The sequence below is a fragment of the Rufibacter glacialis genome, from assembly GCF_008271745.1.
GTDB classification, from domain to species: Bacteria; Bacteroidota; Bacteroidia; order Cytophagales; family Hymenobacteraceae; genus Nibribacter; species Nibribacter glacialis.
Window position 1 is genome coordinate 266,797 of record NZ_VKKZ01000020.1, and the last position, 16,168, is coordinate 282,964.

At 50.2% G+C, this 16,168-nt stretch carries 13 protein-coding genes and 1 tRNA gene; 7 read left to right on the top strand and 7 right to left on the bottom strand.

What is annotated here, in order from left to right; genetic code table 11:
- Positions 1–76 precede the first annotated feature (76 nt).
- Together FOE74_RS09330 and FOE74_RS09335 are read right to left on the bottom strand one after the other, a co-directional pair.
- Positions 77–919: a glycoside hydrolase family 25 protein gene (locus FOE74_RS09330; protein ID WP_149098336.1), complete on the bottom strand. Its 843-nt coding sequence runs from the start codon at positions 917–919 to the stop codon at positions 77–79.
- Positions 920–1,062: 143 nt separating this feature from the next.
- Positions 1,063–2,652, bottom strand: a complete 1,590-nt coding sequence (locus FOE74_RS09335; protein WP_149098337.1) for a peptide MFS transporter — start codon at positions 2,650–2,652, stop codon at positions 1,063–1,065.
- Positions 2,653–2,874: 222 nt separating this feature from the next.
- Here FOE74_RS09335 and pckA point away from each other — a divergent pair, with 222 nt between their 5' ends.
- The 5 genes from pckA to FOE74_RS09360 all read left to right on the top strand — a co-directional run bounded on the left by pckA (position 2,875) and on the right by FOE74_RS09360 (position 10,823).
- Positions 2,875–4,488: a phosphoenolpyruvate carboxykinase (ATP) gene (gene pckA / locus FOE74_RS09340; RefSeq protein ID WP_149098338.1), complete on the top strand. Its 1,614-nt coding sequence runs from the start codon at positions 2,875–2,877 to the stop codon at positions 4,486–4,488.
- 123 nt (positions 4,489–4,611) lie between these two features.
- The gene (locus FOE74_RS09345) at positions 4,612–5,325 is read left to right on the top strand and encodes a 16S rRNA (uracil(1498)-N(3))-methyltransferase (RefSeq protein WP_149098339.1); all 714 of its coding nucleotides are present in this window, start codon (positions 4,612–4,614) and stop codon (positions 5,323–5,325) included.
- A gap of 27 nt (positions 5,326–5,352) precedes the next feature.
- Positions 5,353–6,018 carry a DUF4159 domain-containing protein gene (locus tag FOE74_RS09350; protein WP_149098340.1) on the top strand — a complete coding sequence of 222 codons (666 nt, stop codon included), beginning with the start codon at positions 5,353–5,355 and terminating at the stop codon, positions 6,016–6,018.
- 497 nt (positions 6,019–6,515) lie between these two features.
- Positions 6,516–10,076 (top strand): chromosome segregation protein SMC, encoded by a 3,561-nt coding sequence (gene smc, locus FOE74_RS09355; protein WP_149098341.1) that lies wholly within the window; start codon positions 6,516–6,518, stop codon positions 10,074–10,076.
- Between the two features lie 513 nt (positions 10,077–10,589).
- Positions 10,590–10,823, top strand: a complete 234-nt coding sequence (locus FOE74_RS09360; RefSeq protein WP_149098342.1) for a hypothetical protein — start codon at positions 10,590–10,592, stop codon at positions 10,821–10,823.
- A 211-nt stretch (positions 10,824–11,034) separates the two neighbouring features.
- On the opposite strand, the gene FOE74_RS09365 is transcribed toward FOE74_RS09360, so the two are convergent.
- The 5 genes from FOE74_RS09365 to FOE74_RS09385 form a co-directional block, all read right to left on the bottom strand.
- A complete protein-coding gene (locus FOE74_RS09365) occupies positions 11,035–11,493 on the bottom strand; it encodes a 1-acyl-sn-glycerol-3-phosphate acyltransferase (RefSeq protein ID WP_308422692.1) in 459 nt (152 codons plus the stop codon).
- 167 nt (positions 11,494–11,660) lie between these two features.
- Entirely contained in the window at positions 11,661–12,281 is a 621-nt protein-coding gene (locus tag FOE74_RS09370) for a hypothetical protein (RefSeq protein WP_149098344.1), read from the bottom strand.
- A 92-nt stretch (positions 12,282–12,373) separates the two neighbouring features.
- On the bottom strand, positions 12,374–13,156 hold the full coding sequence (locus FOE74_RS09375) for a patatin-like phospholipase family protein (protein WP_149098345.1): 783 nt from the start codon (positions 13,154–13,156) through the stop codon (positions 12,374–12,376).
- A gap of 1 nt (position 13,157) precedes the next feature.
- Positions 13,158–14,000 carry an MBL fold metallo-hydrolase gene (locus FOE74_RS09380; protein ID WP_149098785.1) on the bottom strand — a complete coding sequence of 281 codons (843 nt, stop codon included), beginning with the start codon at positions 13,998–14,000 and terminating at the stop codon, positions 13,158–13,160.
- A gap of 49 nt (positions 14,001–14,049) precedes the next feature.
- Positions 14,050–14,997: an acetyl-CoA carboxylase carboxyltransferase subunit alpha gene (locus FOE74_RS09385; RefSeq protein WP_149098346.1), complete on the bottom strand. Its 948-nt coding sequence runs from the start codon at positions 14,995–14,997 to the stop codon at positions 14,050–14,052.
- A 234-nt stretch (positions 14,998–15,231) separates the two neighbouring features.
- On the opposite strand from FOE74_RS09385, the gene FOE74_RS09390 reads away from it, so the two are divergent.
- Positions 15,232–15,305 (top strand) — tRNA-Asp (locus FOE74_RS09390).
- A 526-nt stretch (positions 15,306–15,831) separates the two neighbouring features.
- Complete coding sequence (locus tag FOE74_RS09395; protein WP_149098347.1) at positions 15,832–16,161, top strand: hypothetical protein; 330 nt, start codon at positions 15,832–15,834, stop codon at positions 16,159–16,161.
- Positions 16,162–16,168: the final 7 nt, after the last annotated feature.

The window sequence follows — 16,168 nt, forward strand, 5'->3', positions numbered from 1 at the left end:
TCTAAATGCCCTATTCCCTTGATTATATATAACTTACAAAAGATTCAATTTTAAGTGTAATTATACAAATCAAAGACTACGGCGTGTCTGGCTCGTAGCACAGGTTGTACAAATCCTCCATGGTGCCATTGAAGACGTTCAAATCCAGGTGGCCTTTCACCCCTTCTAACCGGCCGTGTTCCGTATGTTGCCAGAACGCCCATTTGCTGTTGGCCAGCAAGTGGTTTTCTTTGGGATTATAATGCGCAATCCACAGCGGATAGTCATCAAAATACCCCGCCAGGTGCTGCTCATAAAAGGCGTAATTGGTATAGATGATGGGCTTAAGGTCATACGCCTCTTCTACCATGTCCAGCCACAGCTGTACCCCTGCCCGTATCTCCTCATCAGATTGGTGGTTCGTCACTTCCACGTCCAGCACCGGGGGCAGGTCTCCGGCTTCCAGCTTTACCTTTTTCAAAAAGTTCCGGGCCTGGCTTTCAGCGTCCCGCGCAGGCAGGAAAAAGTGATAGGCGCCTCTCAGTACGTCGTGTTTCTTCGCCTGGCGCCAGTGCCGGTTAAAGTACTTGTCCTGGTGCGTGATGCCTTCAGAAGCCTTGATGAAAACGAATTTAATGTGTTGGGCTTTCACAGCTTTCCAGTCTACCTGCCGCTGATGGTGGGATATATCCAGGCCCTTGACCTCATACCCCGCGGGATTCAAGGCAGTCAAGGTATTGGTCTGCGTAGCCTCTTCTATGGTATGCCGAAGATACGCCAGCCTGCCGCCTTCCTTGAAATACTCTATCCCCAGGCAAAGCACCAGAAACCCGCCTATCCCAAAAGACAAGGGCTTCCACCAGGTGCCGCCAGATGCCTGCTTTTTGCGGGGACCTGTTTTTCCTGCTCGCTTACGGGGGGCAACGGGTGTTTTTCTCATATCCCTACCGGGGAAGTAAAGGTTTGGGCATGGCTTTCTAGCCTCCTACAAATTTACCAATTCTTTTGGCACCTGAGGAACCTCCACAAAAAAGCCTTTGCCACAGATGTGGCAAAGGCTTTTGAAAATTAAAGGAAAAGCAATTAGTGGATGCCGTGCATTTTCTTTTTCAAGGTGCCGTTTAGGGCCAGCATGATCAGACCTGCTACAATAGGCATGGCCGTGAAGATCAGGAAGAAGATGGTAATGGAGTACTGCTCCGTAATGTGGTCAATGAAGCTACCGGTCAAACCAGCTAGGTAATTTGCCACGAAGTTGGCGATAAACCAGATCCCGAACATCAGGCCTACCAGCCTGGCAGGGGAAAGCTTGCTCACGTAGGAAAGCCCTACCGGAGAAACGCACAGCTCCCCCAAAGTATGGAACAGATAGGCCAGAATAAGCCACACCATGCTCACGGAGGCAGTTTTTGCCCCTTGTGGGATGGAAAGCCCGCCGTAGGCCAGGATACCGAACCCGATGCCCAGCAGGAACAGACCCAACGCGAACTTCACCGGCCCTGAGGGGTTCAGTTTACTCTCCCAGATTTTAGAGAAAATAGGGGCCAGGGAAATGATGAAGAAGGAATTCAGGATCTGGAACCAGGAAGCGGGTACCTCGGTGGCATCCGCAGAGAACTCCTTGTTCAACATCCAGATGATGATTCCCCAGATAATAAGGAAACTGGAACCCAGGAACAGGTTGGAGATGGGAATCTTCTTGTAGGTCTGGCGGAAGAGGTTCCAGAGCACATAAGTCAGGATGAGCATAGGGACCACCACCAGAAGGGCATTCACCCACTTGAAGATGGTGGCACTGCTTCCTTCCAGCACCCGGTTGGTGTAATCATTGGCGAAGATGGTCATGGAACCGCCCGCCTGTTCAAAGGCCATCCAGAAAAAGATAGTGAAGAACGCCAGTACCGAGATCACGATAATCCGGTCCCGCACCACATTAGCCGGCTCCTCTGCCTCCTTCTCGGCTGCCTTCACAGAGGCGTCGTTGTTGAGGATATGTTTAGGCCCCAGCCCAATTTTACCGAACAGGTTCTTGGAGAAGGCGAACTGCAGCATCCCGAAGAACATGAAGATACCGGCCAGTCCGAAACCATAGCTCCAGCCCACTTTCTCACCAATATAACCGCACAGCAGAATCCCCAGGAAGGCCCCGGAGTTGATGCCCATGTAGAAGATAGTGTAGGCCGCGTCTTTCTTTGCGGGGTTCTTGGTATACAACTGCCCTACCATAGAAGAGATATTGGGTTTGAACAACCCGTTCCCCAGAATGATAAGCCCTAAGCCAACGTAAAAGAAGAACTCGGTTTCCACGGCCATGCTGGCGTGGCCCAAGGTCATTAAAAGAGCACCTATGATAATGGCCATCCGGTATCCCAGGAACTTATCGGCAATGAAACCGCCCACAATGGGGGTCAGGTACACCAGACCGGTGTAAATCCCATACAGGCGCAGGGCCTCGTCCCTTTCCCAGGCCCAGCCGCCTTTCACCAGCGAGGAGGTCAGGAAAAGCACAAAAAGTGCCCGCATTCCGTAGTAGCTAAAACGCTCCCACATTTCGGTGAAGAACAAAACAAACAGCCCCGGAGGGTGCCCATTGTCAATCTCTACCGGATGTTCTCCGTATGGAATGTTGTGCTTGCTGACGTTGTCAGAAAGCGGATGGTCTTTTTCAGACATAAAGTGAAGGTTTAATTGTTGGTTGTTTTGAAGAGTCTGGTACTCCTATAAAAGGTAAATATATCATAATAGCCGCAGATGGACAAACTTCCCCCCTTGGGGAAGGGATTGGAAGAATCTTTCATCTATAATGATAACATACGTTAGTTTTTTTATAGATTTGCAAACCGAAGTTCAATTCCTTCCTTCCATTTTGAATTTTTAAAAATAAAAGCTTCCTTTATGAAAGAAATTGGCAAGAAGTCAAGCACTATGGATTTATCAAGCCTAGGTATCACAACAGCAAAAGAGATCCTCTGGAATCTTTCACCGGCGGAGTTAGTGGAAGAGGCTCTCAAGAACGGCGAAGGGTATTTAACGGATACCGGGGCCCTTATGTGCGACACGGGTGCCTTCACCGGCCGGTCTCCCAAAGACAGGTATGTGGTGCGCGATGCTGAGACAGAGCAATCTGTGTGGTGGGGCGATGTGAACATTGCTTATGACCCGGCCAAATTTGAAGCTTTGTACCAAAAGATGCTGGCCCACCTGGCCAACTGCAAACTATACGTGCGTGATGCCTATGCCGGCGCTCACCCAGAGTACCGCCTCAACCTGCGCATTGTCAACACCCAGGCCTGGCATAACCTCTTCTGCTATAACATGTTCCTGCGGCTATCAGAAGAAGACCTTCAAACCCAGATAGCAGATTTCACCATCATCAACGCCCCCGAGTTTGTGGCTGATCCCGCCGTGGACGGAACCAGACAACCCAACTTCGCCATCATCAACTTTAGCCGCAAGATGATTTTGATTGGCGGCACGGGCTACGCCGGCGAAATGAAGAAGGGAATCTTCTCAGTGTTGAACTACCTGTTGCCCCACAAACGGAACACCCTGTCCATGCACTGCTCTGCTAACGTGGGCCAAGACGGGGACACTGCTATTTTCTTCGGATTGTCCGGTACCGGTAAAACCACCCTTTCGGCTGATCCTAACCGCGGGCTTATTGGCGACGACGAGCACGGCTGGACCGAAGACAGCGTCTTTAATTTTGAAGGTGGCTGCTACGCAAAAGTCATTGACCTTACCCGCGAGAAAGAACCTCAGATCTGGGATGCCATCCGGTTTGGGGCGATCGTGGAGAATACCAGATTCATACCCGGCACCCGCACCGTAGACTACACAAACAAAACTGTCACAGAAAACACCCGTACCGCTTACCCCATTAACCACATTGACAATGCCATTGAGCCGTCCCGCGCAGACATCCCTAAGAACATCTTCTTTTTGACCGCTGATGCCTTTGGCGTGTTGCCTCCTATCTCGCGGCTGAACAAGTGCCAGGCCATGTACCACTTCATCTCTGGGTATACCGCCAAAGTAGCCGGCACAGAGGTAGGTGTGACCGAACCTCAGACGACTTTTTCGGCTTGTTTCGGGGCGGCGTTCCTTCCTTTGCACCCTACCACCTACGCAGAGATGCTGGGCAAGAAAATGACCGAGAACAATGTGAACGTGTGGCTGGTGAACACCGGCTGGACAGGCGGGGTGTATGGCGTTGGTTCCCGCATGAAACTGGGCTATACCCGGGCCATGATCACCGCGGCCTTGAACGGCGAACTGCAGAATGTCGCCTTCAGCAAACATCCGGTATTTGGCGTTGAAATTCCTGCCTCCTGCCCTAATGTGCCAACTGAGATCCTGAACCCGCGCAACACCTGGTCAGACAAAGAGGCGTATGACAGCAAGGCCAATGACCTGGCTAAGTCCTTTATTAAGAACTTCAGCAAGTACGCAGATTATGCAAACAAAGAGATATTGGCCGGCGCCCCAGAAGTGGCAGTAGAGGCCTAAGACTTTAATTATTTCCTTCACCTTATTAAAGCCTTCCACCCTGTGGAGGGCTTTTTTTATTTCAGCACCCACCCTGCCTGAATTTGCCGTATTTTTGGGAAACCAGCCTAAAATTAAATCGCTATGCACCTCTTCTTCACCCCAGACCTGCTACCATCAGATACCTCCTATACCTTGTCTGAGGAAGAGTCGAAGCACTGCACGCGGGTGCTTCGGCTGGGTCAGGGAGACGCCGTTACCTTGATAGATGGCCAAGGCGGAATGTTTGAAGCACAGATTGCGGAGCCAAACCCTAAGAAGACTAAAATCAGCATCTTACGTCACCACGCAGAATACCAGAAACGACCTTACCAGATCCATGTGGCCGTAGCGCCCACCAAGAACATGGACCGGATGGAGTGGTTCGTGGAGAAGGCCGTGGAAATGGGTATTGATGAGATCACCTTCCTGCAATGCGCCCGCTCTGAGCGCAAGAACCTGAACCTGGAGCGCCAGGTGAAAATTGCAGTGAGCGCCATGAAACAGTCCATGAAAGCGTACCTGCCTACCCTGCACCCCTTGACCCGCTATGCAGATTTCCTGCAGCGCCCGCTTCAGGGGCAGCGGTTCATTGCGCATCTGGTGGAGGGACAGGAACGCCAATCCTTGGCAAAAAGCATCACCGCACCTGATACCTACACTATATTAATAGGCCCCGAAGGAGATTTCAGCCCCGAGGAGGTAGCGCAGGCCTTGCAGGCTGGTTTTAAACCCGTTACCTTAGGCCAAAGCCGGTTACGGACCGAGACGGCTGCCTTAGCGGCGTGCCATACCATCCATGTCTTGTTAGACGTTTAAGGTTTACAGCTTCTTTTCAGAAAATCCATGCAAAAACGGTTTCTTCTCCTGTGTTTCCTGGTGGTGTTGGGTGCCTCTCAGGCCTGGGCGCAGCGCCCCAGTTTCAAAATCGCGCGCCTCAAATACGGCGGCGGTGGTGACTGGTATTCAAATAAAACCTCCTTGCCCAACCTCATCTCTTTCTGTAACCGTGAACTGAAGGCGAACATCGCACCGCAGGAGGAAACCGTGGAGCCAGGCAGCCCAGAAATGCTGGACTATCCGTTCGTGCATATGACCGGGCACGGCAACGTCATCTTCACCGAGGCAGAGGTGCAGAACCTACGCAAATACCTCACCGGCGGCGGTTTCCTGCACATTGATGACAACTACGGGCTGGATAAATTCGCGCGGCGCGAGATGAAGAAAGTCTTCCCGGAGTTGGACTTTATAGAACTGCCGTACAACCACCCTGTCTACCACCAGAAGTTTGATTTTCCCAGAGGCCTTCCCAAGATTCATGAGCACGACAATAAGCCGGCTCAAGGTTTTGGCATCATCTACCAAGGCCGCTTGGTTTGCTTTTATTCTTATGAGAGTGACTTAGGCAACGGCTGGGAAGACCAGTCGGTGCACAATGACCCCATAGAGAAACACCAGGCTGCTTTGCGCATGGGAGCCAATTTGGTGTCTTATGCGTTGACAAACTTTTAAAAGTCTTTTCTTTCACCTGCCTTTCATTTTTAGGCTTGTTTTCTGAAAAGGCCTTTAAAACACATTTGCCTGCGCCCTCCGGTGGCGAGAGGCTAAGGTATATTGACAAAGTAAGTGGTATGTTCAAAATCCGTAGGGAACCGGAGGCAAAGAAGCTAATGGCGGAGACACTCGCAGGTCCTCCGGACACTCCGAGGTCTTATGAGAAGGCATGGTCGGTTCGCTCACCTTCTTTAATTAGAAAACCATACCTGGAAATTTCTTTCTAAGAGGCAAAAATCACAAACTTCTACCTACTGCAATACTGCCAACTCAAAAGACCTTGGAGTGTCCGGAGGACCTGCGAGTGTCTCCGCCACTTACCTGCGTTTTGAGCCTCTTTTCCTTAAACAGCGCCAAAAACCCTTCCTGCTTTTTACTCCCTTGAATAAGGTTGCGGAACTGAAATCTCTTTTTTGTATTTTTGGTGTGGAGGTCAGACTATCTGGCCCATGTGTATGGAATTAGCAAGATTAGAGATCAAGGGCTTCAAGAGTTTCGGCGACAAAGTCACTATTAACTTTGACAGCGGCATTACTGGGATTGTGGGGCCTAACGGGTGCGGGAAATCCAATATCGTGGATGCCATCCGGTGGGTGCTGGGCGAGCAGAAGACGCGGAACCTGCGCTCCGACAAGATGGAGAGCGTGATTTTCAACGGCACCAAGAACCGGAAGCCGCAGCAGATGGCCGAGGTGTCGCTCACGTTCAACAACAACAAAGGCATCCTGCCCACCGAGTACTCCCAGGTGACCATCACCCGCCGCTACTACCGGTCCGGAGAAAGTGAATACCTGCTCAACAACGTCACCTGCCGTCTCAAAGACATCAACGATCTGTTCCTGGACACGGGCATTGGCTCTGACTCGTACGCCATCATCGAACTAAAGATGGTGGACGATATTCTCACGGACAAGGACAACTCGCGCCGGAATCTGTTTGAGGAGGCTGCCGGAATCTCTAAATTCAAAGTACGCAAGAAACAGACGCTCAAAAAACTGGAGGAAACCGATGCCGACCTGGAGCGCGTGGAAGACGTGCTGTTTGAGATTGGCAAGAACCTCAAAAGCCTGGAACGCCAGGCAAAAACCGCGGAGCGCTACCTCCACCTCAAAGACGAATACAAGAAACTAAGCCTGGAATACGCCCGCCGCAACATAGGCCACCACCAGGAGGCTTTGGAGCGGCTGGAAAACGAACTCAAGAAGGAAACCGACCGCAAGGGCTCCTACTCTGAGGAACTGGCGATGTTGGAAGATACCCTGCAGGAACAGAAGACCCTTTTAGACCGCACCCAGCACGAACTGCAGAACAAGCAGAAAGAAGTCAATGACCACACCGGCCAACTGCGCCAACTGGAGAACGACATCAAGCTGAAAAGCGAGCGGAACCTGTACCTGCAGGAGCGCGTGCGAACCTTGCACACCCAAATAAACCAGGACACCACCAACATCAGCCAAACGGAGAACAGCCTGGGCCAGCTACAGAACGACCTGGAGCAGATCCAGGAAGAGTTACTCATTTCTGAGGAGCAGCTGGGGTTGACCAAAAAGGAACTGGAGCATGTAAACCAGCAGAAAGCCGAGCTGCAGAAAGAACTGCAGGAAAAAACCATGGCCCAGCGCCAGGTGCAGAACGAGGCCTTCACGGTGAACAAAAGCATTGAGATTACGCAGGTTCAGATGCAGAGCCACCGTATGGAGCTGGAGCGCCTGCAGCAGATGGAAGGCCACGAAAACGAGATCGCGCAGCAGCACGAATCGGCGTTAGCCGAAACCAGGATCTTGTTGGAAGAAGCCCAGGAAAATCTGGCGGAGCTGCAGGAAGCAGAAAACGAGCTTCGGGCGGAGATGGTCAAAACCGAGGAGACGCTGCACGAGTTACGCCAGCAGCTCATTGACCTGAACCGCGAGCACGACGCCAAGAAGAACCAGTACCACCTGATGAAGTCTCTGGTAGACAACCTGGAGGGTTTCCCTGAGGCCATCAAATTCCTCTACAAAGAAGAGAACTGGAAAAAACCGGCCCCGCTCCTCTCTGATATCATCTCCTGCGACCCCGAGTACAAGAACCTCATTGAGACCTACCTGGAGCCGTACATGAATTTCTTCGTGGTAGACACGCCGCATGAAGCCGTGGAGGCCATTGACTTACTAAAAGAGCAGAACCAGGGCCGGGCAAGTTTCATCATCCTCTCAGAGGTGGAGGAAATGGAAATCCCGGATACCCTCAGCACTCCCAAATACAAAGCCGCTCTGGAAGTAGTAGCCGCTGAGGAGAAGTACCACTCCCTGCTGCGCTTCATGCTCAGCGAAGTGTATTTAACCGATACCGCTGACACCGAACTGTTCCTCAGCGACGGCCGCACCTATATTACTACGGATGGTTCAGCGATCAAAAAACCCCTGAGCTTGTCCGGGGGATCCGTGGGCTTGTTTGACGGCAACCGCCTGGGCCGAAAACAGAACCTGGAGAAACTAGCCGAAGAACTGGAAACTCTGCAGGAAGAGCAGGATAAGCTGAAAGTGAAGATCACTACCCTGCAGCAGGTGCTGCAGAACCAAAAGGAAAGCACCCAGCAGGAACAGATAAGGGTACAGGAGCGCGACATCAACCACCTGCAGCAGGAGTTGGTAAGCCACAAGGTACGGTATGAGCAGTTCCTCTTGAACCAGCAGAACCAGGCCTCCAAGAAAGACGAGTTATTCGAGAAAATTCAGGAACTAGGCGATAAACTGGCGGACCTGATGCCGGATGCTGAAAGCAAGAACCTGGCCCTGAAAAGCTATGAACAGGAGCTGGCCGGTTTAACGCAGGTTCTGGAAAAACAGAATGAAATCATCTCGGAGGTCAGCGGCATTTTCAATCAGGAGAACATCAAGTTCCACCAGCTCAAAAACCGGCTACAGAGCATCCAACAGGAATTGGCTTACAAGCAGAAGACGGTCATGAACCACCAGGAGCGCCTGGTGCAACTGCAAGACGAGTTAAGCCGCGCCGAAGACGAGACCGTTTCGTTGGACCAGTTTGTGGAAGACCAGAACCACCTTTTAGAGGAAGGCATGGTAGCCCGCAAGGAAATGGCCCGGGAGTTGGACGAGATTGAGAAAGCCTATTTTTCTTTGCGCGGCGAGATTGACGAGAAAGAGAAAAACATTAGAGAACTGCAGCGCAAAAAGCAGAACACCGACGAGGTATTCCAGTCCATGAACCAGGCCATCACAGATACCCGCATCAAGTTGGTGTCGGTGATTGAGCGCCTCTCGGCGGAGTTCAACATGAACCCCGAAGATTTAACCGAGGCCCCTACCGAGAAGCTGGACATCAGCAACGAGGAGCTGAGCCAGCAGGTACAAACGGTGAAACAGAAGCTGGAGAACATCGGTCCGGTGAACCCCATGGCCGCCGAGGCGTACCAGGAAATTGATACCCGCAACCAGTTCATCCTGACCCAGAAGAACGACTTGCTGGATGCTAAGAACCAATTGCTAGACACCATCGCGGAAATTGACACCGTGGCCAAGGAGAAGTACCTCACTGCCTTTGACCAGATCAAGGACAACTTCATGCGGGTGTTCCGGTCGCTCTTCTCAGATGAAGATACCTGTGACCTGTACATCGCGGACCCCAGCAACCCGCTGGAGTCGAAGATCGAGATCATGGCCCGCCCCAAAGGCAAGCGCCCGCTCACCATCAACCAGCTTTCGGGTGGGGAGAAAACCTTGACGGCCATTTCGCTCCTATTCGCTATTTACCTGCTCAAGCCCGCGCCGTTCTGTATCTTTGACGAGGTAGATGCGCCGCTGGACGATGCCAACATTGACAAGTTCAACAACATCGTGAAGAAGTTTTCCCATGACTCGCAATTTATTGTGGTCACGCACAACAAACGCACCATGGTTTCCACGGATGTGATCTACGGCATCACCATGCTGGAGGTAGGCGTGTCAAGGGTAATCCCGGTAGACCTCCGCGACCTGGCCCCAGAACCAGAAACCCGAGCCGCCTTGTCTGCTTAGGGTCTGACTTAGGAAAATTTTATTTATACTAACGCCTCTGCCGTTTAAGGCTTGTTTCTTGAAAACGAGCTTTAAACGGCAGAGGCGTTTTTGTTAAAAAGATGGTGGTGGCTGAAAGAAAGTGATTGGAAGAGAAATCAGTTCTTAATCAGAAAACTTGCTCACCAACAATTTTCTTACCCTTGCGGTATTTCTTTGAATTCACTTCTTCTATATTACTTCAAATGGAAGATGCCTGGCATAAGACTGCCTAGCTCTTGCCATTGCTTCCCTTTTGCCACATCTTCCTTCCTACCCCTTCCCTAATTTAATTCCTTGACTTCCTCCTGCCGCTTCTTCTTCTTCTCTTCCTACCCTATCCTCTTTTAAATTAATTGCTCTCCAACGTTTGTCATCTTGGAAAAGATCTTGTGGGCGAACAGTAGTAGCAGTTCACCAAAGCTTTTCTAGTTCAGTCACAAGATCCTTTCAGGATGACAAAAGTGGTTTAATTGCATCATCTTTCAGGGTGATATGCTGGTTTGGTTGGAGCATCTTTCTGGAATTTTGGTTGGTTTGTTAAATCCAGTTTGTGCCAATCGCTTATTTGTTGTTGTTGTTGTTGTTGTTGTTGGTGGTGGTGGTTTATTTGTGCCCTTCATTAAGGTAAGCCTTGTAGAGTTTGGGCAACCTCAAGGGATTGCCCCTTTGTTGGTTTGTTTAAGCAACCTCTTTTCCTGTTACAAGAAACCTTTTTCCCCTTATTAGGGCACAACGCATTTTGAGCCGTAGAGACAAGGCATGCCTTGTCTCTACATTATTGTTCCAACACTGGTGAGGGAAGGGGCATTGTCTTTTTTCTTTTTCAGGAAATGGTTCTTCAGAAATCTTTTGGCTCTTCCTTTAAAAACAAAAAGTGTTTAGGGCCTGTTTTCAAGAAAGCAGGCCCTAAACACTTGAAACTTCCCTATTAGTTGGCTTATCTCACTCCCTGGCTTGGGAATTTTGGGGTAACGGTGCGGTAGAAGTCCAGGATCTTGACCATGTCGGCTTCAAAGTCTCCGGTGGGGTGAATAGTAGGCCCTATGCCGGCTTCTTTTTTGGCGTAGTCCAGGTAGCCTAGTAGAATAGGCACCCCGGCTTGCACCGCGGTATGGTAGAATCCTTTTTTCCAACGGGGTTGGTACTTGCGGGTTCCCTCAGGGGTGACCATCATCACCATTTCGTCGTATTCTTTGAAAAGGTCAACCATGGCAGCTACCAGGTTGTTGTTCTTCTTCCGGTCTACGGGCACGGCTCCCATAGACTTGAGTAAGGCGCCCATTGGAAAGAAAAAGGCCTCCTTTTTTATGGTGAGCTTCACGGGCACATCCATGAGGTAAAAAGCGGCCCTGGCGTACACAAAATCCCAGTTACTGGTGTGGGGCGCGGCTATCATGATGGCTTGTTTAATACCAGGTGGCATGGAGCCCTTTAACTTCCACCCACTCACTTTGAAGATGACCTTTGCTAATGCCTTTCCAAACATAATGTTGACTTGGTTCGAAGGACAATATTACAAAAAAACCAGCCTTCCAGCTGGTTTTCCTTTATAATATCCCTGAATTACCTGGGGGCTAATTTGAATTTGCGTTCCCTGAAAAGATATACCTGCATCCCCACATTGACTGATGGCCCCCACTCTGTCAGTTTCCGGTTGTTTTCAGCGGGTCTTTTTTCCTGGTAATAAGAAAACAACAAGGCGGGCTCTACGGCTACCTTGGGATTGATGAAAATGGCATAGCCTACTCCTCCTTTGTATTCCGCAATATCTGTTTTGGCTGCCCCGGGCCGGTTATTGATTCCTACTACGGCACTTCCCTCGCCAAATATCCCGTTTCTCAGATAATACCGGGCAAAGGGTCCGGCTAGAAGATTGGTAGACTGTACCGGCATTTGACCGGAGAGTTCTTCTTTAGAATGGAAGATGGTGGCTTTGGCTCCTACCGCTACATTGCCCAGCACGAAGTAACCTACTTTAGCATCCAGGTCTGCCTGTTGCCGATGCCCGGAGACGGGCTCCCCCACACTGGTGATATTGATCCGTTTGTAGGATCCGGAGAGGCTCCCCCCTACCATTAAGGTGCGCTGGAAAATTTTAGTAGGCACCAGCGTACCCCGGTTCTCCTGTGCGTTCACCTGCTGGAAAGGTAACAGAAGAAGGCTTAAGTAGAGCAACTTTCTCATATAGTCATTTTAAAGGTTTGGGAGCCTCACGATGGCTTATACGAGAACGCTAAAAAATAAAATTAATTATTCAAGTTAAGTGATAGGATAATTTATATAGCCCCGGTTGTTTTACCAGCAGAAGCAAGCGCTTTTAATTCCGCCGCCAACTCCATAGTGTATTCATACCCAATAACATACATTTCCATTGCCCTTTTCAGGTCATAGATATGGAAATTCACTAGTTGAGGAGGCTCTAAGAGAATAGTACAATAGGAGACTCTGGCTAGCACATTGGCATGCAAGGCCAGATGGAAGATTCTCTCGGTCACCTGCCTGATACTGTTGATATCAGCGTGGTATAAGGTAGGATTGACATGCACCCCAATGATGCTGTCGCACTCCCCGGTTAGGCATTCCACCGGCAGGTTGTTCACAATGCCTCCGTCTACCAACAACCGTTTTCCCTGCTGGCTGGGCTTGAACAAGACCGGCACCGCCGAGGAGGCTTTCAAGGCATCCACCAAAGAGCCTTTGGTAAAATAGACCGTACTGCCCTCCACCAGATCCAGGGCGGAGATAATGAGTTTCACCGGCAACTCTTCAAAGGTGCGGTCTTTCAGATGTTCCTCAAAAATAGAATGCAGGGCCTGGGTATGAAGAATGCCTTTGTTCAAAGCCGGTCTAAAAAACCTGGGCAAAGGGAGGTCATTCACCAGCTCCAGGATCTGGGGCGGCGAAAAACCAGCCGCAAAAAAGGCTCCCATAATGGCACCCGAGGAAACCCCGGAAATAGCATGGATGGGCACCCCTAATTCCTGCAGGGCTTGCAAAACTCCTAAATGAGCTACTCCCCGGGCAGCCCCCCCAGACAAACAAAGACCAATCTTCTGCATGCTAGAGGGCAGAGAAAGGAAATACCTGGTCTACCCGTACGCCTTTGTCAGTGTGCTTCACGGTGCAACACTCATTTTGCGCGTCATGCTCAAAGAACAATACCCATTGCTCATCGGCGGCCTGGTTCAGGAACCTCTCCTTTTCTTCCATGGTGAGCAACGGCCGTGTATCATAGCCCATCACGTAAGGCAACGGAATATGGGTAGCCGAAGGCAGAAGGTCAGCGACAAAGCACACGGTGCGGCCTTTGTACTGCAGCCGCGGAATCATCATCTTATCAGTATGACCATCTACGTAGGTAACGTCAAAGCCGGGCAGCAGGGACTCTTGACCAGGGGCCAGGAACTCCAACTGTCCACTTTCCTGAATAGGCAGGATGTTCTCCTTCAGGAAACTGGCTTTCTCCCTGGGGTTGGGTTGAGTAGCCCATTGCCAATGGTCCTGGTTGCTCCAGTACCTGGCATTGGGGAAAACCGTTTCCAGGGACTGGCCGTCTTTCCCGTACCGCACGGATCCGCCGCAGTGGTCAAAATGCAGGTGGGTCAGAAATACATCTGTGATGTCGGCATGGCCGAAACCGGCTTGGCGCAAGGACTTCTCCAAACTGTCATCGCCGTGCAGGTAATAATGGCTGAAGAATTTGGCGTCCTGCTTGTCCCCTATCCCGTTGTCAATCAACACCAGCCGGTCTCCGGTTTCTACCAACAGGCACCGCATGGCCCAGGTGCAGAGGTTGTTCTCATCTGCCGGGTTGCTGCGTTGCCAGAGGGACTTGGGTACCACGCCAAACATGGCGCCGCCGTCTAGTTTGAAATTACCGGTGGGAATGGGGTATAAGGTCAAGGCCATGCCTGCTTTTTAAGGTGTTTTAGAAAAAGGGCCAGGAAATGGGTTACTCCTGGACCACGCCCATCTCCCCGAATTTCTCAATGCGTTGCATGATCCGGTCTTCAGGGGCAATAGCCTCTAACTCTTCCAGGGTAGAAAGGATTTTTTTCTGGAGCGTCTTGATCATCTTCTCCGGATTCACGTGGGCTCCTCCCAATGGCTCCTTGATGATGCCGTCTACCAGTTTATTTCCTAACATGTCTTTGGCAGTGAGCTTGAGTGCTTCAGCGGCTTGTTCTTTGTAGTTCCAGCTGCGCCATAGAATAGAGGAGCAGGATTCAGGAGAGATCACCGAGTACCAGGTATTCTCCAGCATGAACACGCGGTCTCCGATGCCAATACCCAAAGCACCGCCAGAGGCTCCCTCTCCTATGATAATGCAGATCACGGGCACCTTGAGCATGAACATTTCCTTCAGGTTGCGGGCAATGGCTTCTCCCTGGCCCCGCTCTTCGGCTTCCAATCCTGGGAAAGCACCTGGGGTATCTATAAAGGTGACAATGGGTTTGTTGAACTTTTCAGCTAATTTCATCAGCCGGAGCGCCTTGCGGTACCCCTCTGGGTTGGCCATCCCGAAATTGCGGAACTGCCGCTCTTTGGTGTTGCGTCCCTTCTGTTGGCCAATGAACATGACCGTCTTGCCATCTATATCGCCAAAACCACCCACCATAGCCTTGTCATCGCGCACATTGCGATCCCCGTGGAGTTCCACAAAGGAGGTAGTGAGCCCTTTGATGTAATCTAAGGTGTACGGCCGCTCAATGTGACGGGAGAGTTGTACCCGCTGCCACCGGGTCAGGTTGGCATAGGTTTCTTTTTTCAGCGCCTTTATCTTTTCTTCCAAGGAGATGACTGCCTCACTTACGTCTACCTGGCTTTCAGAAGCCAGTTTTTTCATTTCGGCTAGTTTCCCTTCAAGGGAAGCAATGGGTTGTTCAAAATCTAACAGCATAGTTATGCCCCTTACGTTTAGCTAAAGTGTGACTACAAAGGTAAACGAAACTTGCAAAGTTTTGTAGAATGAGTTTTTTCAAGTTTTAGATGAAATTTTTTGGTTTGAGAATGAACCCGTTACCCTCACCAAAGCTTTTCTTTTGGCCTTTTTTAGGGGTTCCTGTTGTGTGGTAAAGTTCTTCCCCCCATATTTGCATCATCAAACGGGGACAATAGGTCTCCGGAAGAAGTTGGTCCGGTAGTTCAGTTGGTTAGAATGCCGCCCTGTCACGGCGGAGGTCGCGGGTTCGAGTCCCGTCCGGACCGCAGTAAGGAAAAGCCCTTTCGCTCTCAAGCGGACGGGCTTTTTTGTTTTAGGCTTTCTTACCTGCCCCTGCTCCCTCAAGGTGCAACACCTTACCCCGCCCTTCCTTTCCATGGAGCCTCTTCTGTTCCTATCCCTTAGAACTAAAACCACTTGGACGGGAGATTTTGATAGACTGCTTTGCCCTCTCCTGCTTTCTGGATTCTATTTAGAACCTTTTTTAGCTAAAACAGGCCATAAATCAAGGCCAACGGCAATTTTTAAAGAAGGTTACATTTTCTATAAAAAGTCTAATACCTTATACTAACAGGCGTTTGCTTCATTTTTTGGGCCTTTCCGTAAAATTTTCCCGCAATCAAATAAAATCCAGGCACAGGATAAGAATTAAACCTGTACCTTTATAGCCAAATAATACAGCTTTAAGAATACACGTTCAACAGCTATTTTCAATACCGTTGCTGATCATCTTCTTTTCCTGCTTATTGGACAAAACGGATTTAAATCACTACCAGAGCCTTTCTGAATTTTATGGAAAATAAAGAGAAAAGTCTGAACGACTTACAGGAGATTCTGGAAAGATTAGAGACGCTGCATCCTGAGGACCCACAAACCACCTCTTTGGTGCTGGATTACCTGCATGATGCGCTGGACGTTTTCCGGTTCCTTTTCAGGAACGGGTATACAGAGGAACAGCCCAGCCACGTGATCAATTACTGCATCATGAAATTGGAGTTTGCAAAAAAGCAGATTGAGAATGATGATGTAGAAGAAGGCCTTAAATTCACTAAATCGGTTATCATGTTCTTTCTAAAGGAGATAGCCATAGAAGCCGCCGCCGAACAGGCAGAAAATCTTTAAAAAGTTC